Annotated in this window: 17 protein-coding genes; 13 read left to right on the top strand and 4 right to left on the bottom strand. The window is 71.2% G+C overall.

All coding sequences use genetic code 11. The annotated features are described in order from the left end of the window. The first annotated feature begins 35 nt into the window (after positions 1-35). From AB0J86_RS09600 to AB0J86_RS09580, 5 genes are all read left to right on the top strand, one after another. Positions 36-1,310, top strand: coding sequence for an extracellular solute-binding protein (locus AB0J86_RS09600; protein ID WP_363855124.1), 1,275 nt, complete (start codon positions 36-38; stop codon positions 1,308-1,310). 557 nt (positions 1,311-1,867) lie between these two features. Further along, the gene (locus AB0J86_RS09595) at positions 1,868-2,755 is read left to right on the top strand and encodes a sugar ABC transporter permease (RefSeq protein WP_363855363.1); all 888 of its coding nucleotides are present in this window, start codon (positions 1,868-1,870) and stop codon (positions 2,753-2,755) included. Positions 2,756-2,823: 68 nt separating this feature from the next. Beyond that, entirely contained in the window at positions 2,824-3,669 is an 846-nt protein-coding gene (locus AB0J86_RS09590) for a carbohydrate ABC transporter permease (protein ID WP_363855360.1), read from the top strand. Between the two features lie 31 nt (positions 3,670-3,700). Continuing rightward, positions 3,701-6,151 (top strand): glycoside hydrolase family 2 TIM barrel-domain containing protein, encoded by a 2,451-nt coding sequence (locus tag AB0J86_RS09585; RefSeq protein WP_363855121.1) that lies wholly within the window; start codon positions 3,701-3,703, stop codon positions 6,149-6,151. A gap of 115 nt (positions 6,152-6,266) precedes the next feature. Next, positions 6,267-7,442, top strand: a complete 1,176-nt coding sequence (locus AB0J86_RS09580; protein WP_363855118.1) for a hypothetical protein — start codon at positions 6,267-6,269, stop codon at positions 7,440-7,442. A gap of 45 nt (positions 7,443-7,487) precedes the next feature. On the opposite strand, the gene AB0J86_RS09575 is transcribed toward AB0J86_RS09580, so the two are convergent. Both AB0J86_RS09575 and AB0J86_RS09570 read right to left on the bottom strand, forming a co-directional pair. Next, on the bottom strand, positions 7,488-8,198 hold the full coding sequence (locus AB0J86_RS09575; protein WP_363855115.1) for a GNAT family N-acetyltransferase: 711 nt from the start codon (positions 8,196-8,198) through the stop codon (positions 7,488-7,490). After that, positions 8,195-8,329, bottom strand: coding sequence for a hypothetical protein (locus tag AB0J86_RS09570; protein WP_363855112.1), 135 nt, complete (start codon positions 8,327-8,329; stop codon positions 8,195-8,197). The genes AB0J86_RS09575 and AB0J86_RS09570 overlap by 4 nt, the downstream gene beginning before the upstream one ends. Positions 8,330-8,670: 341 nt before the next feature. On the opposite strand from AB0J86_RS09570, the gene AB0J86_RS09565 reads away from it, so the two are divergent. The 3 genes from AB0J86_RS09565 to AB0J86_RS09555 all read left to right on the top strand — a co-directional run bounded on the left by AB0J86_RS09565 (position 8,671) and on the right by AB0J86_RS09555 (position 13,534). After that, complete coding sequence (locus AB0J86_RS09565; protein WP_363855109.1) at positions 8,671-9,729, top strand: magnesium and cobalt transport protein CorA; 1,059 nt, start codon at positions 8,671-8,673, stop codon at positions 9,727-9,729. Between the two features lie 91 nt (positions 9,730-9,820). Next, positions 9,821-11,731, top strand: coding sequence for a hypothetical protein (locus AB0J86_RS09560; protein ID WP_363855106.1), 1,911 nt, complete (start codon positions 9,821-9,823; stop codon positions 11,729-11,731). Positions 11,732-11,911: 180 nt separating this feature from the next. Further along, a complete protein-coding gene (locus tag AB0J86_RS09555) occupies positions 11,912-13,534 on the top strand; it encodes a hypothetical protein (RefSeq protein ID WP_363855103.1) in 1,623 nt (540 codons plus the stop codon). Positions 13,535-13,683: 149 nt separating this feature from the next. Here the strand turns inward: AB0J86_RS09555 and AB0J86_RS09550 are convergent, their stop codons facing one another. Beyond that, positions 13,684-14,010: a rhodanese-like domain-containing protein gene (locus tag AB0J86_RS09550; protein ID WP_363855100.1), complete on the bottom strand. Its 327-nt coding sequence runs from the start codon at positions 14,008-14,010 to the stop codon at positions 13,684-13,686. Positions 14,011-14,048: 38 nt separating this feature from the next. Here AB0J86_RS09550 and AB0J86_RS09545 point away from each other — a divergent pair, with 38 nt between their 5' ends. Next, positions 14,049-14,663, top strand: coding sequence for a helix-turn-helix domain-containing protein (locus AB0J86_RS09545; RefSeq protein ID WP_363855097.1), 615 nt, complete (start codon positions 14,049-14,051; stop codon positions 14,661-14,663). A 168-nt stretch (positions 14,664-14,831) separates the two neighbouring features. Here the strand turns inward: AB0J86_RS09545 and AB0J86_RS09540 are convergent, their stop codons facing one another. Beyond that, positions 14,832-15,470, bottom strand: coding sequence for a hypothetical protein (locus AB0J86_RS09540; RefSeq protein WP_363855094.1), 639 nt, complete (start codon positions 15,468-15,470; stop codon positions 14,832-14,834). Between the two features lie 188 nt (positions 15,471-15,658). Between AB0J86_RS09540 and AB0J86_RS09535 the strand changes: the two genes are divergently transcribed. The 4 genes from AB0J86_RS09535 (at position 15,659) to AB0J86_RS09520 (ending at position 19,804) form a co-directional block, all read left to right on the top strand. Further along, a complete protein-coding gene (locus AB0J86_RS09535) occupies positions 15,659-16,426 on the top strand; it encodes a 2-phosphosulfolactate phosphatase (RefSeq protein WP_363855092.1) in 768 nt (255 codons plus the stop codon). A gap of 401 nt (positions 16,427-16,827) precedes the next feature. After that, positions 16,828-17,247 (top strand): hypothetical protein, encoded by a 420-nt coding sequence (locus AB0J86_RS09530; RefSeq protein WP_363855090.1) that lies wholly within the window; start codon positions 16,828-16,830, stop codon positions 17,245-17,247. Positions 17,248-17,389: 142 nt separating this feature from the next. Then, positions 17,390-17,782 (top strand): nucleotide pyrophosphohydrolase, encoded by a 393-nt coding sequence (locus tag AB0J86_RS09525; RefSeq protein ID WP_363855089.1) that lies wholly within the window; start codon positions 17,390-17,392, stop codon positions 17,780-17,782. Positions 17,783-17,956: 174 nt separating this feature from the next. Further along, positions 17,957-19,804, top strand: coding sequence for a DUF2075 domain-containing protein (locus tag AB0J86_RS09520; protein WP_363855086.1), 1,848 nt, complete (start codon positions 17,957-17,959; stop codon positions 19,802-19,804). The last annotated feature ends 23 nt before the right edge of the window (positions 19,805-19,827 follow it).

Here is a 19,827-nt window from a genome sequence, read left to right as displayed (position 1 = left end):
TCCCGGGAGCGTTCCCATCTGGTTCGGAGGATGACATGAAACGGTCCTGGACGCACTGGGTCCGGGTGGCGGCCGTTGGTGCCACCGCCGTCGCCCTGGTCGCCGGCTGCAGCGGCAATCCGGGCGGCGGCGGCTCCGACGGCAAGGTCAACTTGAAAATCAACTTCTGGGGCGACTTCGGGCTCCAGGACCTCAAGGCGAAGTACGAGGCCGAGCACCCGAACGTGACCATCAGCCTCAACTCGGGCGAGTTCAACGCCCAGCACGAGGACCTGCAGAAGAAGCTCATCGCCGGCTCCGGCGCGCCCGACATCGCGGCCATCGACGAGGGCTTCATCGTCCAGTTCCGGGGCCAGTCCGACAAGTTCGTCAACCTCCTCGACAAGGGCGCCAGCTCGTACCAGAGCAAGTACCTGCCGTGGAAGTGGCAGCAGTCGCTCTCGCCGGACGGCAAGAGCCAGCTCGGTCTCGGTACCGACGTCGGCGGGCTGGCGATGTGCTACCGCACCGACCTCTTCAAGGCCGCCGGCCTGCCCACGGAACGCGACCAGGTCTCCGCGCTCTGGCCCACCTGGGACAAGTTCATCGAGGTCGGCCAGGAGTACACGGCGAAGAGCAAGAAGAAGTTCGTCGACTCCGCGACCAACCTGTTCAACCCGATCCTCGGCCAGCAGCCCGTCGGCTTCTACGACGAGAGCAACAACCTCCAGATGGAGGGCGGTCCCAAGGTCGCGTTCGACTACTCGGTCAAGGCGATCCAGGCCGGCCTGTCGGCGAACCTGACCAGCTTCCAGGCCGACTGGGACAAGGGCTTCCTGAACGACTCGTTCGCCGTGCTGGCCTGCCCCGCCTGGATGCTCGGTCACATCAAGGACACCGCGCCGCAGCAGTCCGGCAAGTGGGACATCGCGGCGGTACCGGGCGGCAGCGGCAACTGGGGCGGCTCGTTCCTGACCATCCCGAAGCAGAGCAAGAACGTCGACGAGGCGTACAAGCTGCTGGAGTGGCTCGTGCAGCCGGAGCAGCAGATCGACATCTTCAAGAAGGTGGGCAACCTGCCCTCGCAGCCGGCGCTCTACAAGGACCCGGCGATCGTCGACTTCAAGAACCCGTTCATGAACAACGCCCCGGTCGGGCAGATCTTCCCGAAGATGGCCGAGGGGCTGAAGCCGCAGTACCTCGGCAAGAAGAACGGTCCGACGCGGGTGGCGGTCGAGAACGTGATCCGGCGCGTGGAGAACGGGTCGCTCAAGCCGGCGGACGCGTGGGCGGAGGCGACCAAGGAGGCGCAGAAGGCGTCGACCTCCTGATTCCTCCGTCGCGCTCGCGGCCGATCCTGGTCGCGGTTCGTCGTGGTCTCGGTTTGTCGTGGTCTCGGTTCGTCGTGGTCGCGGTGGGGGCGGGGCCCACCATGCCCAGCTCAGCCCGTCAGGCTTGATGTCTTCGCTGGGCACGGTGGGCCCCGCCGGATCCGGTGGTCTCGGTCCGCGCGTGCCGGTGGTTCCCCGCCACGCAGACCGGTGGGCTCGCTCCGCGCGTACCGGGGGTCCGTCGGAGATCCGAACGGCTGTTCCGCGGCGCCTCCGGACCGGACCGGAGGCGCCACGGCCGCTACCGAATCCCGTCCGGCGTTGCCGGGCGTGGCGGGTTGCCGCCATTTTCACCACGTCCCGGCGTGGCGTTGTCGATTGATCTGTCTACGGCTCTGGAGTGTCCAATGTCCACCACCCGTGCCGCGCCGGCCGCGGCAGGCGGCCGCGGCGCCGCCCCCGAACCGGGTACCGAGGGTTCGCGCGGTACCGGGTCCGGTACCGACGCCCCGCGGTTGACCTGGCGGGATCGGCTGCACCGGTTCGACATCCGGTACATGCCGTACCTGATGATCGTGCCCTTCTTCCTGCTCTTCGCGATATTCGGCCTGTTTCCGTTGATCTTCAACGGGGTGGTCGCGCTGCGGAACTGGCGGCTGGACGACCCGACGCTGACCGGTTGGGCCGGGTTCGCCAACTTCAGCCAGTTGCTGCAGGACGGGGACTTCTGGAACGCGCTCTACAACACCTTCGGGATCTTCGTGTTGTCGACGGTGCCGCAGCTCTTCCTGGCGCTGGTGATCGCGTCGGTGCTGAACCGCAGACTGCGGGCGCAGACCTGGTGGCGGGTGAGCGTGCTGCTGCCGTACGTCACCCCGATCACCGCCTCCACCATCGTCTTCAACGTCTTCTTCGCCCGCGACAACGGGATGGCGAACTGGGCGCTCGGGCTCCTCGGCGTGGGCGGCGCGGACCATCCGATCGACTGGCGCGCGGACAAGCTGCACGCCTGGATCGCCATCGCGACGATGGTGAACTGGAAGTGGATCGGCTACAACGCGCTGCTGTACCTGGCCGCGATGCAGTCGATCCCGCGCGACGTCTACGAGGCCGCGGCGCTGGACGGGGCGGGCTGGTGGCGGCAGCTCTGGCGGATCACCGTACCGATGATCCGGCCGGTGGTGCTCTTCACCGTCGTGCTCTCCACCATCGGCGGGTTGCAGCTCTTCACCGAGCCGATGCTCTTCGACCTGAACGCGCAGGCCGCGACCGGCGGCGCGAACGGGGAGTGGCAGACGATCGCACAGCTGATCTACAAGGTCGGCTGGAAGGACCTCAACCTGGGCTACGCGGGCGCGATGTCCTGGGCTCTATTCCTGATCATCCTCGTCGTCGCGGGGATCAACACGCTGCTGACCAACCGGGTGGGAGGTGGGCGCCGGTGAGCACAGTGCCCGTGGAGGAGAGGCCGGCGACCGTACCGGCGAGCACCGCCAGGCGTGCCCGGCCGAGGCTGCTGGGGCGCGCCCCGCAGGACACCCCCGGGGGGTTCTGGACGTACGTGCTGCTCTCCCTGATCAGCCTCTTCGCGGCGTTCCCGATCTACTGGATGTTCGTGATCGCCACCAGTACCGACGAGGCGCTGGCGCAGATCCCGCCGACGGTGGTGCCGGGCAGCCAACTGCTGGTCAACCTGCGCGAGGTCTTCTCGCTCCAGGACGTGTACTTCGCCGCGTCGCTGGTGAACAGCGTCATCGTCTCGACCGTGGTGACCGCGTCGGTGCTGTTCTTCTGCTCGCTGGCCGGCTTCGCCTTCGCCAAGCTGCGCTTCGCGGGCAGCCGGCTGCTGATGCTGCTGGTGGTGCTCACCCTGACCGTGCCGAACCAGCTCGGCGTCGTCGCGCTCTACATCGTGATGGGCAAGCTGGGCTGGAACGGCACCCTGCTCGCCGTCATCGCGCCCGGGCTGGTGACCGCCTTTGGGGTCTTCTACATGCGGCAGTTCATCGTCAACGCCGTACCGGACGAACTGGTCGAGTCCGGCCGGGTGGACGGGGCGACCACGATGCGGATTTTCTGGAGCGTCGTGCTGCCGTCGATCCGCCCGGCGCTCGCGGTGCTCGGGCTGCTGACCTTCGTCGCCACCTGGAACGACTTCCAGTGGCCATTGATCACGCTGAGCGGCACGGACTACCCCACCTCGATGGTCGCGATCTCGGACCTGGCCAGCGGGAACTACGTGATCTACCGTCGGGTGCTGGCCGGCGCCTTCGTGGCGACACTGCCCCTGCTGGTGATGCTCTTCGTCGGGGGCCGGCAAATTGTTCGAGGGATCATGGAAGGCGCGGTGAAATCTTGATCAGTCGTGACGCGGGCCAGCCGAGGTGGCCGTGACGATCCAGACGCTGCACGACGGCTGGTACCTGCGGGCCGTACCCGGGCCGCAGGTACCGGCGGAGATCGCGGAGGTGCGGGTACCGGCGACCGTGCCGGGCTGCGTGCACACCGACCTGCTCGCCGCCGGGCTCATCCCCGACCCGTACCTGGACGACAACGAGACCGGACTGGCCTGGATCGGCCGGACCGACTGGGTCTACGAGACCACGTTCGAGTGGGACGGCGGCGAGGATCCCCGGGTGGACCTGGTCTGCGCCGGGCTGGACACGGTGGCGACGGTACTGCTCAACGACGTGGAGGTGGGGCGCACCGCCAACATGCACCGGGGCTACCGCTTCGACGTGCGCGATCTGCTGCGCGTCGGCGAGAACGTGCTCCGGGTCCGGTTCGAATCGGCCTACCGGTATGCCGAGGCGCAGCGCACCCGCCTCGGCGAGCTGCCCAACGCCTACCCCGAGCCGTTCGCCTTCATCCGCAAGATGGCCTGCAACTTCGGCTGGGACTGGGGACCGACGCTGGTCACCGCCGGCATCTGGCAGGAGATCGGGCTGCACTCCTGGGGCGTGGCACGGCTGGCGAGCGTACGCCCGCTGGTGACGGTCGCGGACGGCGCGGGCCGGGTCGAGGTGCACGTCGAGGTCGAGCGGGCGAGCGACGAGCCGCTCACCGTCCACGCCACCGTCGACGGCGTACGCGCAGAGGCGGTCCTCGCGCCCGGCGAGCGTACGGCGGTGCTGACCGCCACCGTCGCGTCCCCCCGGCTCTGGTGGCCCCGCGGCTACGGCGAGCAGCCGCTCTACCCGCTCGACGTGGCCCTGCAGGGCCCCGACGGCGCGGTACGGGACACGTGGTCGCGCCGGATCGGCTTCCGCTCGGTACGCCTCGACAGCGGGGCGGACGAGCACGGCTCGGCGTTCACGATCGTGGTCAACGACCTGCCGATCTTCGCGCGCGGGGTGAACTGGATCCCCGACGACGCGTTCCCCACCCGGGTCGACCGGCCCCGGTACGCGCGGCGGTTCGCGCAGGCGGTCGAGGCCAACGTCAACCTGCTGCGGGTCTGGGGCGGCGGCCGGTACGAGTCCGAGGACTTCTACGAGCTCGCCGACGAGCTGGGGCTGCTGGTGATGCAGGACTTCCTCTTCGCCTGCGCGGCGTACCCGGAGGAGGAGCCGTTCGCCAGCGAGGTTGCCGCCGAGGCGACCGAGCAGGTGACCCGGCTGGCCAGCCATCCGAGCCTGGTGATGTGGACCGGCAACAACGAGAACATCTGGGGCTGGCACGACTGGGGTTGGCAGGAGCAGCTCGGCGACCGGACCTGGGGCGCCGGCTACTACCACGAGGTGCTGCCCGGCATCGTCGGCGCGCTGGACCCGACCCGGCCGTACTGGCCCGGCAGCCCCTGGTCGGGCAGCCCGGACCGGCACCCGAACGACCCGTCGTACGGCAGCATGCACATCTGGGACGTCTGGAACCGGGTGGACTACGTCCACTACCGGGACTACGTGCCCCGGTTCGTGGCGGAGTTCGGCTACCAGGCGCCGCCGGCGTACGCGACGCTGCGCCGGGCCCTCTCGGACGAGTCGCTGGCGCACGACTCGCCCGGCATGGCCCACCACCAGAAGGCGAGCGACGGGGACGCCAAGCTGCGACGCGGGCTGGACGCGCACCTGCCGGCGCCGCGCGACTTCGACGACTGGCACTACCTGACGCAGGTCAACCAGGCGCGGGCGATCGCGCTGGGTATCGAGCACTTCCGGTCGCACCGTCCGGTCTGCATGGGCGCGATCGTCTGGCAGCTCAACGACTGCTGGCCGGTCACCTCGTGGTCCGCCGTGGACGGGGACGGGCGGCGCAAGCCCCTGTGGTACGCGCTGCGCCGGGTCTTCGCCGACCGGCTGCTCACCGTGCAGCCGCGCGACGGCGGGCTGGCCGTGGTCGCGGTGAACGAGACCGCGCGGCCGTGGACCGGGGCGGCGGAGGTGAGCCGCCTGACGCTGACCGGGCAGCCCCGCGCCAAGCTCTCGATCGAGCTGGACGTGCCGGCGTACTCGGCGGTGACCGTGCCGCTGCCGGTCGAGCTGGCGGTCGCCGAGGAGCCCCGTCGTGAGTTGCTGCTCGTCGACTCCGACGGCGGCGAGGCGGAGCGGGCCCTCTGGTTCTTCGCGGAGGACCGCGACGTCGAGTACCCGTCCGGGGCGTACGGGGTCACGGCCGAGCGGGTCGACGGCGGGCTGCTGGTACGGGTCACCGCCGAGACCATCCTGCGCGACCTGACCCTCTTCCCCGACCGGCTCGATCCGGCCGCGGAGGTCGACAACGCGCTGGTCACGCTCCTGCCGGGCGAGTCGGCGACGTTCCTGGTCCGATCGGGCGAACCGCTGGACCCGAAGGACCTCGCGCGCCATCCGGTGCTGCGCCACGTCAACGACCGGGCGAGCTGAGCGGGAAGGGCTCCTTGCCATCACCGGTATGGCAAGGGGCCCGACCGTCCACAGTGCCGATCGGCTGTAGTCTCTGCGACTGTCCGAGCCGCCGAGAGCGAACGTGTCGGGGACCATGCAGATCGCGGAGTTACTCAAAGCCATCGCAGCGCTGATCTGGCCGATCGTCATCGGCGGGGTGGTCCTGGCGCTGCTTCCGATCGTCCGGAGGCTGCTGAACGACAGCAGCTCCTTCGAGATCGAGATCGCCGGGAACCGGGTCGGCGTGCAGCGCGCCACCGACGAGACCCGGAAACTGATCGAGGATCTCCAGGACCGGATCAACACCCTTGAGCAGGGGGTCACCGCGCCGGCCGCCGTGGACGGCGGAGGGTGGTACCCGCCGGTCCCGATGCCGCCGCCCGGGCCGCCCTCGACCAACGATCCCTACGCGCCGTGGCCGCCGTACCCCGGCGCGCCGCAGCCTCCCGTACCCGTCCCCGGCGGTGGCTACGGCGGTGTCCCGGGCGGGTACGGCCCGGTGCCGGGCGGTCCCTACGGCTCGGCACCGGGCGATCCCTACGGCTCGGCGCCCGGTGGTTCCTACGGCGGTGCCCCGGGCGGGTACGGCTCGGTGCCGGAGAGCGAGGACGACCGGGAGACGGGACCGGATGAGCGTGCCGAGCCGGGGGCCGCGGCCGACCGCGAGCCGGGGGTGCCCGCCTCCGACGAGCCGCCGCCCGCCCGGACCGAGCCGCCGGTGACACCGGGTCCGGTAACGCAGTTTCCGGGGACGCCGGTCCCGGGAACGCCGGTCCCGGGAACGCCGGTTCCGGGAACGTGGGGCCCGGGGACGCAGGGCCCGGCGCCCGTACCGCCACCGCTGCCGTCCGTACCGCCGCCCATTCCGTGGGGAACGCCGGGGCCGGTCGCGCCCCCGCCCATCTCCAGCGGGAAGCTGCTCTGGGTCGACGACGAGCCGGACACGATCGTGTACGAACGGGCGCGGGCCGTGGAGGCCGGCTATTCCGTGCTGCAGGCGCGCTCGACCGCCGAGGCGCTGCACCTGCTGGCCACCGAGGGGCCGGTCGACCTGGTCGTCTCCGACATGGGCCGGGTCGAACGGGGCGGCAACTACAACCCACGGGCGGGACTCGAACTCGTCCAGGCCATGCGCGGTGCCGGCAACCAGACCAGGGTGATCCTCTACTCCAGCCCCGAGAGCATGGCACCCGTCGAACAGACCGTCCGTTCCATCCCCGGCGTCCTGCACACCAGTTCGCCCTCGCGGCTGGCCGCGATGCTGCGGTAGCGCGCGACGCCGCGGCGGAGTTAGCTGTGGACGGGAACGCGCGGCTCAGGGAGTCGGCGGCTGCGGTACCCGCGCGACGGCGAAGGTGACCTCGCGGCGCAGCTCGAAGCCGAGCGCCTCGTACAGCCGGATCGCGTTGGTGTTGTCGGCACCGGTGTGCAGGAACGGGATCTCGTCGCGGCGGCGGATGCCGGCGGCGACCGCCCTGATCAGCCGGCCGGCGAGCCCCTGGCCGCGGTACGCCGGATCGGTGCAGACGGCACTGATCTCCGTCCAGCCCGGCGGGCGCAGCCGCTCGCCGGCCATCGCGGCGAGCCGACCGTCGCGGCGGATGCCCAGGTAGGTTCCCATCTCGACGGTGCGCGGACGGAACGGTCCCGGCCTGGTCCGCTCGGTCAGGTCGAGCATCTCCGGTACGTCGTCCGGGCCGAGCGGCACGACCTCGGGATCGTCGGCGGCGGCCACGGCGAGGCCGACCATCTGTACCCCGTCGACGCGCCAGGTGATCTCCCAGCTCTCCGGCGGCGGGAAGTCCTCGCCCGTCAGCAGCACCTCCCCGCCCGGTCCGGCGAGCGCGGCCAGGTCGTGCCAGCCGCGCGGGTCGGCCGGGTCGGCGACGCTCGCGAAGGGCGAGACGTCCGGGTGGTAGCGGGCGGCCTCGCCGGCCACCTCGACCAGGCCGGTGGGCGCGCCGGTCAGGGAGGCCCAGACCACCCGGTCGAGCACGGCGCTGTCGAGCGCCCCGGCGGCGGTCATGCCAGGACCCGGTGCGGGCGCGCCCGGTACGACGGGGCCGAGCCGGAAGCTGCTGTGATCACGACGTTCTCCTCCACCCGTACGGTGAGCCGTTCCATCTTGCCCAACACCCGCACCGGATCGGTCGCCACGTGACGAGAATCCCGCGATCGACCGCCAAGCCTTCGACTGGCATCAGGGCGTTCGTCGCCGGGCGGACACGCCCCGGGCCTCGGTCCGCCGACCCGGGTGTGCCTCGTCTGACCATGGCCGGGTCCGCGGCTGCCGATTTACGGCATTGCGGGCTTTTATGGCTGGTTTGATGGGGTGGACTGACGGATCGGCCGACCGGCGCGCGCCGGCCGGCCGCGAGGGGTGTCGACCCGGGGTGGAGGGTGCCGTGCCGGAGAGGCGTCCGCGTTCGTCGCGTCCCACGAGGTCCGCGCGCCGCTCCCCGGAGCGCTATCCGCAGCTCTCGCCCCCGGAGCTGTCGATGGACCCACGGGCCCGCGTCTCCACCGGGCCGGTCGAGGAGAGTGTGGTCACTTCGGCGATCTACCGGGACGGCCGCCGGGTCGCCACCCCGCCGAACGTCGCCGAGGCGTGCCGGTTGCTGCGCGAGCAACCCGGCACGTTGGCGTGGATCGGGCTGTACCGGCCGACCGAGGCGCAGCTGCTGGCGCTGGCGGAGGAGTTCGGCCTGCACGAGCTGGCGGTCGAGGACGCGATCGTCGCCCACCAGCGCCCGAAGCTGGAACGGTACGGCGAGACGCTCTTCGTCGTACTGCGCGCCGCCCGGTACCTGGACGAGACGGAGGAGGTCGACTTCGGCGAGGTGCACATTTTCGTCGGGGGGAACTTCGTGGTGACGGTACGGCACGGCCAGGCGCCCGAACTGACCGCCGTACGCGGTCGGATGGAGGACGACCCGGACCTGTTGCGGCGCGGCCCGGAGGCGATCCTGTACGCGATCCTGGACAGCGTGGTCGACGGCTACGCCCCGGTCATCGGCGGACTGCAGCACGACATCGACGAGATCGAGAGCGAGGTCTTCCTCCGCGACCCGCAGGTGACGCGGCGGATCTACGAACTCTCCCGCGAGGTGATCGAGTTCCAGCGGGCGACCCGACCGCTGATCGACATCCTGCGGAGCCTCACCGCCGGCTTCGAGAAGTACGACACCGACGACGAGCTGCGCCGTTACCTGGCCGACGTGGCCGACCACGCGACCACCGTGGCCGAGCGGGTGCACGGCTTCCGGCAGATCCTCGGCGAGATCCTCGCCCTCAACGCGACGCTGGTCTCCCAGACGCAGAACGAGGAGGTCAAGAACCTGACAGAGGCCAGTTACGCGCAGAACGAGGAGATCAAGAAGATCTCCGCCTGGGCGGCGATCCTCTTCGCCCCGACCCTGATCGGCACCGTGTACGGCATGAACTTCGACCACATGCCCGAGCTGCACTGGGTGCTCGGCTACCCGTTCGCGGTGGCGCTGATGCTCGTGGTCTCCGGCAGCCTCTATCTGATCTTCAAGCACCGAGACTGGTTGTGACGGGAAACGGCGTTGCTGGATGTCGTACCGGGACGGTTGAATCCCGGTGACCGTTCGGACACGGAACGGGCACACGGGAGGACCCTTCACTGTGATTCAGCCTCGGCCACGTCGTGGCCTCGTCGCCGCGCTCGCGCTGACGCTCAGCGCCGCCGGGCTCGCGGTCGTCTCCACGGGCGGCGCCGCCGTGGCGAGCGGGCATTTCGACTCGGCCCCGTCGGTCCAGATCGGCTGGACCGACTCGGCCACACCGTCCACGCCCTACGGTTGGACCGAGGGAGTCAACATGCCGCTGGGCACCTCGACGGACGGCACCGGCGGCTCCCACACCTCTCGCGTGTACGCGACTTTCGACCTCACCCAGTTCCAGGACGCGAAGATCTACGGGGGCACGGTCTTCATCCAGGAGTCCAGCGCCGCGGACTGCACCAAGCGGGCGATCGAGATCTGGCGCACTGAGCCGGTGGGCGAGACTCCGAGCTGGAACCGTGCTCCCCAGGAAATCGCGAAGCTCGACGAGATCCTGACCATCCAGTCCTGCCCCGGGGCAACCCTTTCCTTCGACGTGGGTGCCGCCGTGCAGGACGCGGTGGAGCACGACCGGCGACGGGTCACCTTCGAGATCCGGGTGCCGCAGCCGTACGAGGGCGATCCGGCCTATGGCCGGCGGCTGAACTGGTACAAGAGCGTCGGCCTGACCGTGGAGCACAACGCGGCACCGACGATCGACAGCGGCCTGATGTTCAACGGTGGGTTTCCGTGCTCGCACGCCCAGCCGTACCGGGTGCTCGGGGGATTCGCGAGGCGCCTGGAAGCGGTGGGCACCGACTCGGACGAGCGGGACCAGTACCGGCTGAAGACCGAGTTCGCGGTCTGGCCCGCGGACGATCCGGCGGCCCGGACCGTCGTCAGCCAGGACCAGGTGCAGTCCGGGAGAGTAGGTTCGGTCAGCCTGCCGACGGGCACGCTCGTAGACGGGAAGTCGTACGTCTGGCAGGCCAGGGTCAGCGACGGCAGAGAGACCTCGGACTGGTCGGAAACCTGCTTCTTCACCTACGACGGCAAAGCGCCCTCGGCGCCGACGATCAGTTCGGAGAACTACCCGTCGGACGGCACTTTCGCGCCGGTGGGTGTACCGGGGGTGTTCACCTTTTCCGCTCGTGGGGACCAGGACATCGTCGGGTTCGAGTACTCGTGGGCCGACTTGGGAGTCCCGGTCTGCAGTTCCGGCGGCCACGTCGGTCAGACCGTCTGTACCGACCCGTTCGCGGCAACCAACACCGTCAGGGCCGATGTTCCGGGCGGCTCCGCGACCGTCACCCTCAACCCCGTCAATGGATTCGAGCAGCGGTTGACGGTCCGCGCGATCGACCTCGCCGGTAACGTCTCGGCGGAGGCCCGGTACACCACCCGGGTGCCCTGGTCCGCGCCGAACGTGCGGGTCGAGAGCGGGACGCCGCAGTGGGGCCAGGAGGTCCGGTTCACGTTCACCCCGGTGAGCGGGATGGTGGGCGTCCGTGAGTACGAGATTGCGCTCGACGGCGGGCAGCCCGTGACCCGACAGGCGGAGCCGGACGGTACGGCGCACTTCAGTTTCGTCGCGGACAATCCGGTCGGGCACAGGCTCTCGGTACGCAGCCGCAGCGACAACGGCTTCGTCTCCCAGAGCGCGGGCTGGTCCGTCTTCTTCGACCCCTGGCCCGGGGTGGCATCGGACGTCTACTTCTACCCGCCGGACGGGCACGCGGTGGGTGGCGTGGGCATCGAGGGAACGTTCACCTTCTCCCCGCCGCCGGGCTGGACGGACACCGTCGCCTACCGCTACAACTTCGGGGGCGCGCCGGAGCCGACCGAGGTACCGGCCGGCGCCGACGGCAGGGCGACCGTCGAGTGGACGCCGAGTTCGAGCGGCTGGGTTGATCTGACCGTCCAAGCCGTACGGGCCGACGGTTCGGTCAGCGAGTCGAACTGGTACTACTTCGAGGTGGCGGCCAGTTCCTGACCGGGCGGAGCCGGACTTCGGCGTGCGAACGAGTGCCCCAGCGGGTTCGCCCTTGGGCACTCGTGCTTCGGGGTACCGCTCGTGCTCTGGTAGTACGCGGTGCGGGGGGTGGTGCGGCGTGCACCTTCGGGCGGGTGATGCTGCCCCCGCATCCGCCGTCCGCTTCCCTACGCTGGACACATGTCGCACCGGCATGCCGCCAGCGGCGCGCCGCCCCGGCACGACCGCCACGCCGGCGTGTCCGGCGGACGGGTGGCGGGCCCGGACGATCGTGTCCCCGAGGCCGAGCCGACGACCGCCGCGCTCCTGCGGCTGCAACGGCAGGCCGGCAACGCGGCCACCGGCAGGTTGCTCTCCGGGCGGCCGGCCGTGGTGCGGCCCGATGTCGTGGTGCAGCGCGACATCGACGACGAGACCGCGCTGAGCCAGGTCGAGTCGCTGCCCGAGGTCGTACGTGGCGGCGGCGCCGTACCGCTGGCGACCGAGACCCAGCGGCGGGAATTCCTGCGCGCCGGCCGCGAGTGGTTCGGCTCCAACGAGGCGACGCTGGCCCACTTCGCGGCGATCGAGCGCTGCGCGGCGCCCGGGGGACCGTACCTGCACCGCGACGCGAAGGTCCGGCTGGAGGCCGCGATCGCCAGCCTTGGCGGGCCCGCACCGTCCACGACCGTCGCCTTCGCGTTCCGCCGCGCCTTCAGCGACCAGACCCACTACGGTGGCGCGTCGATGCACACCCTCGGGTACGCCATCGACTACGACGCGATCAACATGCCCCGCATCGGGCGGGGCGAGACCGCCGAGCTGCTGCGGCTGGTCGGCGGCGGTCCCAGCAACGCGCAACTGGGGGAGTACTCCGCCCGGCGGGCGGTCATCCGGGCCGCCGGTGACGCGACCGAGGCCGGCGAGCCGCCGTCGGCCGCCGCCACGGCCCTGTTCGACCAGATCCGCAGCGAGTCGCAGCGGCTCGCGACCGCGTCGCAGGCGTTCCAGGCCAGCCTCGGCGCCAACCGGGACCGGTTCTTCGAGCTGCGTACCCGGTATTTCGAGGCGACCACCGACGCCGACCGGGCCGCCGTGCTGGCCGAGGTGCCGCCGGTGATCCAGCCCTGGTTCGACGCGATCGGTGCGGAGGAGCAGCGGCTGCGGAACTCGGCCACGGCCGCGGGGCTCGACCCCGCCGCGTTGCCGCCCCGCGCCCAGCTCACTGCGCGGATCACCCGGATCGAGCAGGCCGCCCACGCCGCCACCGCCGCGCTGCGCGCGGCCCGGGGGCGGGAGCCGGCGGCGAACTCGCCGCTGTGGCAGCGGCTCGACCGCTGGGAACAGCAGGCCGGCCTGCCGGCATCGCCGGCCACCCCATCCCCTGCCACGACGCCCGCCGCCGGGCAGCCGGCCGCGCCGGACGCCGCACCACCGGCCGCCTTCGCCGAGCGCGTCACCCGGCTGGCCGAGCACGCGCAGCGGGCCACGGAGGCGCTGCGGCCCTTGGTGGGCGCGCGGGAGATCGTCGACCGGCTGGCGTCGCTGCGTACGAAGCTCGGCCAACCGGCGTTCCTCTTCGGCGCGGCCCAGCGCCGCCGGGGCCAGCGGCCCACCACGCAGGCGGTCGCCGACACCCCGTCGATGGCGCAACTGCTGGACCGGGGCTTCTTCAACCCGCGCGACCCCGCCGCCGGTCGGGAACACTTCAACGCGGAGTTCATGGTGGCCATGGCGCAGCACGGGTTCGACGTCGGCATGGCGTGGGGCGGCGAGTCCACCGACACCATGCACATGGAACTCGTGGTGTCCCGACCGGGCTGAGGCCCGTCGTCTCTCGTCGATCTCGCCGCGAAGGGGGCCGCCCGCGCGTCGACGCGTGGACGGCCCGCACCGGCCGCCTCGCACCCGTACACCACGAGCAGCGGCCGGGGCCGCCGCTCCGGATACGAGCGGGACGGATTCCGGCGCCGTCAGGCGGACTCGGTGGGCAGGCCGGCGCCCACCCAGTCCTCGATGCCCTCCCGGTACTTCCGGACGTTGCGGTAGCCGAGCGCGGTGAGCCGGTCGGCTACCTGGCCGCTGTTCGGGCAGGACGGGTTGGAGCAGTACGTGACGATCGCGGCGTCACGGTCCGGCAGCACGGTCGCCGCCTTGGCGTCCACCTCGCCCGGGGTCAGGGCGAGGGCGCCGGGCAGGTGCTGCTTGGCGTGGTACTCGCCGCCCAGCGCGTCGACGACGGTCACGGTACCGGCGGCAATCTCCGCCTCCAGTTCGTCACGAGTGATCAGAGCGGTCACGTCGCTACCTCCAGAGTGAAACGGACTATAGTCCGACTATGCCCGAGAAGAGTAGCGGACCGCAGTCCGGTTCTGCAATCCCGCTGGACCTGCTCCGTACCCCTCCGCCCAAGGAGCGCGCCGACGCCGCGCGCAACCGGGCCGCCGTGCTCGACGCGGCCGCCCGGCTCTTCGCCGAGCACGGTGTGGCCGCCGTCTCCATGGATCAGGTCGCGGCCGCGGCCGGGGTGGGCAAGGGCACGCTGTTCCGCCGGTTCGGCGACAAGTCCGGGCTGGCCGTCGCGCTGCTCGACGCGCGGGAGCGGCGGTTGCAGGAGGCGATCCTGCACGGACCGCCGCCGCTGGGCCCCGGAGCGCCGCCGGCCGAACGACTCACCGCGTTCGTCGACGCCTACCTCGACTACCTGCTGGAGCACCTGGACCTGGTACGGATGTCCGAGACCGCGGCGCCCGGCGCCCGGTACCGGATCGGGGCCTACCGGTTTTGGCACCGACACGTGGCGATCCTGCTCGACGGCCTGCCCGACCCGGACCACACCGCCCACGCGCTGCTCGCCGCCCTGGCCGCCGAGCACGTGGCCGCGGTCTTGCCAGAACTCGGCGAGCCGCGCATCCGGGCCGGGCTGCGCCGCATCGCCGGTCAGCTGCGGTGACCCGCCGCGGGTCCGGCGCCGGCCGGCATCTCGGCCTCGATCGAGCGCGCCCTGGTCATGCGCGCCCTCGTCAGGTGCGCGCGGGAGGGCGGATGCCCGGGCGGTTCCTCGCGTGGCGGGGCGCCCCGTGCCACGTGTCGGCGCATCGGGGGCGAGCGCCCGGCCGGTTCACGGCTCGGGAGGCCGATCGGTCGGTTGGAAGACGATGTTCGAAATCCCCGTGTCCCGCCCCTCCTGAGCGACGCGAATGCGACGCGGCGGGGACATCGGTATCTGCGAGGCGGCCGGCTCGACCCCGGCCGGCCCCGGTGCTTCCGGGCCGGTGAACCGGCCGGGCGGAAGCGGTTGACCCCCGTCGGCACGGGCGCTCGCCGTCACGACCGCGATGCACTCCTGCAGGATCGCCAGGATCGAGAAGCCCTTGCCGCCGTAGCTCTCGGCGGTGATCAGACGGGCGACGTGCAGGTCCAGCCGGGCGGCGGCGGCCTGGAGGCCGGGCAGCTGCGACCCGTCGCAGTACCGGATGAGCTGGTGCAGCCAGAACTGTGCCTGGACGAGGTCGTCGAACCACTCGCGCTGGTGCTCCTGCCGTACGACGGCCATTCCGCCGCCCTCGGCGAACTCGGACCGCAGGTTCGCGGCCCGCAGGAGGTGACGGAGCGTCCCGTCGTACGCCGCCGCGCGCTGGTCCCGCCGCCACCTGGCCTCCTCCCGGCGGGCCTGGCCCCGCTCGGTCAGCACCACGCCGAGCAGGGTGGTCACCGCACCCAGCAGCGCGCCGACGAGACCGATGATCGCCACAGCCATCGCCACCCCTTTCGGGCCCGGGGATCCCGCCGGTGGTACGGTCGAACTTCGATTTCTTCCACGATAAGCGGTGGACGCTGTCGTCGGATCGGCCCTCGTGAAGGGTCCGGGGGGACGACCCGAGTCCTCGTGCGCCGACCGTGTCGCCCCGGCCAGGTGGTAGACCCGATCGCTTGTAGGCTGGCCTAATGATCAACCCGTACGCGCAGGTCGGATACCGGATCCGGTGTGACTGGGGGCCGATCGGTGGGGACGCCGTCGGCCCCGGCGCCCAGATCGTGGCAGTGGTCGACGTCCTGTCGTTCACCACCGCCCTGACCGTCGCGGCGGATCGCGGTGTCGAGGTCTTTCCGTACCGCTGGCGCGACGACCGGGCCGTCGCCTTCGCCGAGCGCCACGGGGCGATGCTGGCGGTCGGTCGATCGCAGGTGGGCCCGGACGCGCCGGTGAGCCTCTCGCCGGCCACGATCCGGTCCTGCGCCGGCCTGACGCGGCTGGTGCTGCCGTCGCCCAACGGGTCCACCATCGCCCGGCGCCTGGCCGAGCAGGGGGCGACCGTCATCGGCGTCTCCCTGCGGAACGCCCGCGCCGCCGCGCGATGGGCCGCCCGCCAGCTCGGGCCGGACGCGGCCATCGCGGTGGTCCCGGCCGGGGAGCGGTGGAACGCGGACGGGTCCCTGCGTCCGGCGGTGGAAGACCTGTGGGGCGCGGGCGCGTTCGTCACCGGCCTGTCCGACGAGGGAGTCGGTGGGCTCTCACCCGAGGCGGAGGTGGCGGCGGCGTCGTACCGACAGGTGGCGGCCCGCGTCGGCGAGGCGTTGCGGGACTGCGCCAGCGGGCGCGAGCTGATCCAGTACGGCTACCCGGAAGACGTCGACATCGCCGCCGAGGTCGCGTCGAGCACGCGGGTGCCGGTACTGGACGGCGAGCGGTTCCGGCCCGTCGACGTCCCGTGACCTGAGGCTGGGCGGCTGGATTGAGGTCCGGCCGCGGGCGCCTGGAAGGCGATGTTCGCGCCGCCCGGCCGACGGCCACGCCACCCGGAGGCGGCGTGCGTGCTGCCGTGCCCACGGCCGAGCCCTCGCCGACGTCATCGCGTACCGGGTCTTAGTCGGGCTGCACCACGCGGCTGACCAGGAGGATCACGATGAGCAGCAGCGCGCCCGGGAGCCCGCACGTGAGAGGAGACCGGGTCCTCGTTACGGCGCCAACGTAGCAACCGTTCGCTGCGGCTGATGCCCGCCGCCGGTGAGCGCCGCGCCTCGACGATTCCCCGCCGGGAATTGCCGGTCCACGACGGGACCAGCAGAGTCGTTGCCGCACGCCTGATCACTCGAGAAGACGGGGGAACGCCACCATGACCGCAATCGACACGCAGCAGCTCGCCGACCGGTACGCCGCGATCTGGAACGAACCCGACGCGGAGCGCCGCCGTGCGGCCGTCCGCGAGCTGTGGTCGGCCGACGCGACTCACGTACTGCAGCCGCCGCAGGAAATGCGGGAGAACGCCGATCGGATCGGCTTCGACCTGACCGTCCTGGAGGCCCGTGGCCACGAGGCGCTGGAGTTCCGGGTCACGCGGGCGTACGAAGAGTTCGTCGCGCCCGGCAGCTTCGTGTTCCGCTCGCGCGGCAACGCCGAGCGACTGCGCGACGTCGTCAAGCTCAGCTGGGAGATGGTCGCCCGGGACAGCGGCGAGGTCGCCGGGGTCGGGTTGGAGATCCTGATGCTCGGCCCCGACGGTCGTATCGTCGCCGACTACCAGTTCATCGAGTGAACGAGCGATCCGCCCGAGGTCGCCCGCCACCTCCGGCGGGCGATCCTGGCCCGCCCTCGGCCAGCCGGTGCGCAGCGAGCCACCCGGAAGCGATGACCTGGCCGCAGGCGCCGCACCCGCGTCCGGGCTATCGTCCGGAACCGTGAGTTCATCAGACTACGCAGGCGGGAACGAGGACCTTCGCGATCTCGCCGAGCGGCTCCGTGGGTTCGCGCAGGAGCGGGACTGGCAGCCGTTCCATACCCCGAAGAACCTGGCGATGGCACTCGCCGGCGAGGTCGGCGAACTGCTCGCCGAACTGCAGTGGCTGACGCCGGAAGAGTCGGCGCGGGTGATGGCGGATCCCGTGGCTGGCGCACGGGTACGGGCCGAGATCGGCGACGTGACGATCTATCTGGTCCGGTTGGCCGACGTGCTCGGTATCGACCTGGTGGAGGCCGCCATCGACAAACTGGCGGACTCGGCGCGCCGTTATCCGGTCGAGCAGTCCCGAGGGTCTGCGGCGAAGGCGCCCCCGGGCGTAGCGGAGGGTTGATCTCCTCGCTACAGTCGTGACAAGTAAGCGGTCCGACGGGCTTCCGGCGTACGGATATGCCCCCCATCCGCACGATCACTTCGTGCTGCCCGGGGGCACCTGTCGATGTCGGCGTACCGTACGTCTGCTGCTGGTTTGTTGCGCTTGGCCGCCGATGGGAGCCTCGCGGACCGGGTGGGCGAGCAGGTGCGGATGAGCGGGCACGGGGTGGCGCCCGCCGAGAAAAAGTCGTGGGCCCGTAGCCTTCCCGTGCTGGCACAGGATCTCGTCGACGCGGGTCTGGGCGAGGTCGAGGTCCTGGTCGAGTACCAGTTGCCGCTGACGAGCCGACGAGTGGACGCGGTCCTGGCGGGGGTGGACGCTCGTACCGGCGACGACACCTACCTGGTGGTGGAGCTGAAGCAGTGGTCGTACGCCACGGCGTACGAGGACTCGGACAGCCTGGTGGCGGTCGAGGGAGTCCGCGGACCACGGCTGCACCCGGGGCTGCAGGTCGCGGACTACTGCCGGTACCTGACCGATTTCCTCGGCGTCTTCGGGCGTGCGCCGAAACAGCTGCGCGGGGCTGCTTACCTGCACAACGCGGTCGACCGCGACGTCGCCGACCTTTTCGTCCGACGCGCGGACGAGCAGAGCCGGATCTTCACGAAGCAGCACCGGGGCCGCTGGCTCGATCACCTGCGAAGCCAGTTCGCGCCGGTCTCCGGCGCCGGTGCGGCCGACCGCTTCCTCACCAGCACCGTCCGGCCGAGCAGGCACCTTCTCGCATACGCGGCCGCCGAGCTGAAGGAGCGGTCGCACTTCACCCTGCTGGACGAGCAGCACGTGGCGTACGAACTGGTGATGCACGCGGTGGAGCGGGCGCGGACCGCGAACCGCAAGCGAGCGGTGGTGGTGGCGGGCGGACCGGGCAGCGGCAAGAGCGTCATCGCCCTCTCGGTCCTCGGCGAGTTGGCCCGGCAGAACCGGTCGGTGTTGCACGCCACGGGATCCCGGTCGTTCACCCAGACCCTGCGCCGCTACGCGGGCCGTGGATCGACTCGGCTGCGGGACATGTTCAAGTACTTCAACAGCTTCATGACGGCGTCGCCCAACGACTTTGAGGTCCTGCTCTGCGACGAGGCGCACCGGATCCGGGAAACCTCGGTCAACCGGTTCACGCCGAAGGTGACCCGGGGCGTCGCGCGGCCACAGATCGAGGAGCTGATGAGCGCCGCGCGCGTGCCCGTCTTCCTGCTCGACGAACATCAGGTGGTCAAGCCGGGCGAGTTGGGCAACGTTGAGGTCATCTCCGCGCACGCGGAGAAGCTGGGCCTGGAGGTCGAGGTCGTTTCGCTGCACGACCAGTTCCGGTGCGGCGGGAGCGAGGCGTACGAGCAGTGGGTGCTCGACCTGCTCGGTCTCGACGGCGGCGCGCCGACCGTCTGGGAGGGCGACGGGCGGTTCGACGTACGGGTGGCGGAGTCGCCCGAGGAGTTGGAGCGCTACCTCGCCGAGCGGCAGGTCGTCGCCGGTACGGCCCGGATGTCCGCCGGGTACTGCTGGCCCTGGAGCGACCCACGGCCGGACGGCACGCTCGTGCCGGACGTCGTCATCGGGGGTTGGGCCCGGCCGTGGAACGTCAAGAGCGAACGCAGCGTCGCCGACGCGCCGGGTAGCGCGTTCTGGGCCACCGACCCGAACGGCTTCGGCCAGGTGGGCTGCGTCTACACCGCGCAGGGCTTCGAGTACGACTGGTCCGGCGTGATCATTGGCCCGGACCTGGTGGCGCGGAACGGGCGGCTGGTGACCCGGCGCGAGGAGTCAAAGGATCCGGCGTTCCGCAGCCGGCGGTCGGTCAGCGACGACGAGGCCGACCGGCTGATCCGGAACACGTACAAGGTGCTGCTCACCCGCGGCATGCGCGGCACGGTCCTCTACGCGACCGACCCGGAGACGCGGGACCACCTGCGCCGCCTCGTCCAGGTACGCCGTCCGCCGGAAACGGTGTACGAGACGCGCTCCGGAGGGAGCGCCGGGTAGCCGGCGGCGCTCCAGGGTCGCCA

This window comes from Micromonospora sp. NPDC049559 (genome assembly GCF_040676675.1).
Classification (GTDB): domain Bacteria; phylum Actinomycetota; class Actinomycetes; order Mycobacteriales; family Micromonosporaceae; genus JBFAPK01.
The sequence above is the reverse complement of the archived record's forward strand: the minus strand, read 5'-3'. Positions and strand labels throughout refer to the sequence as shown.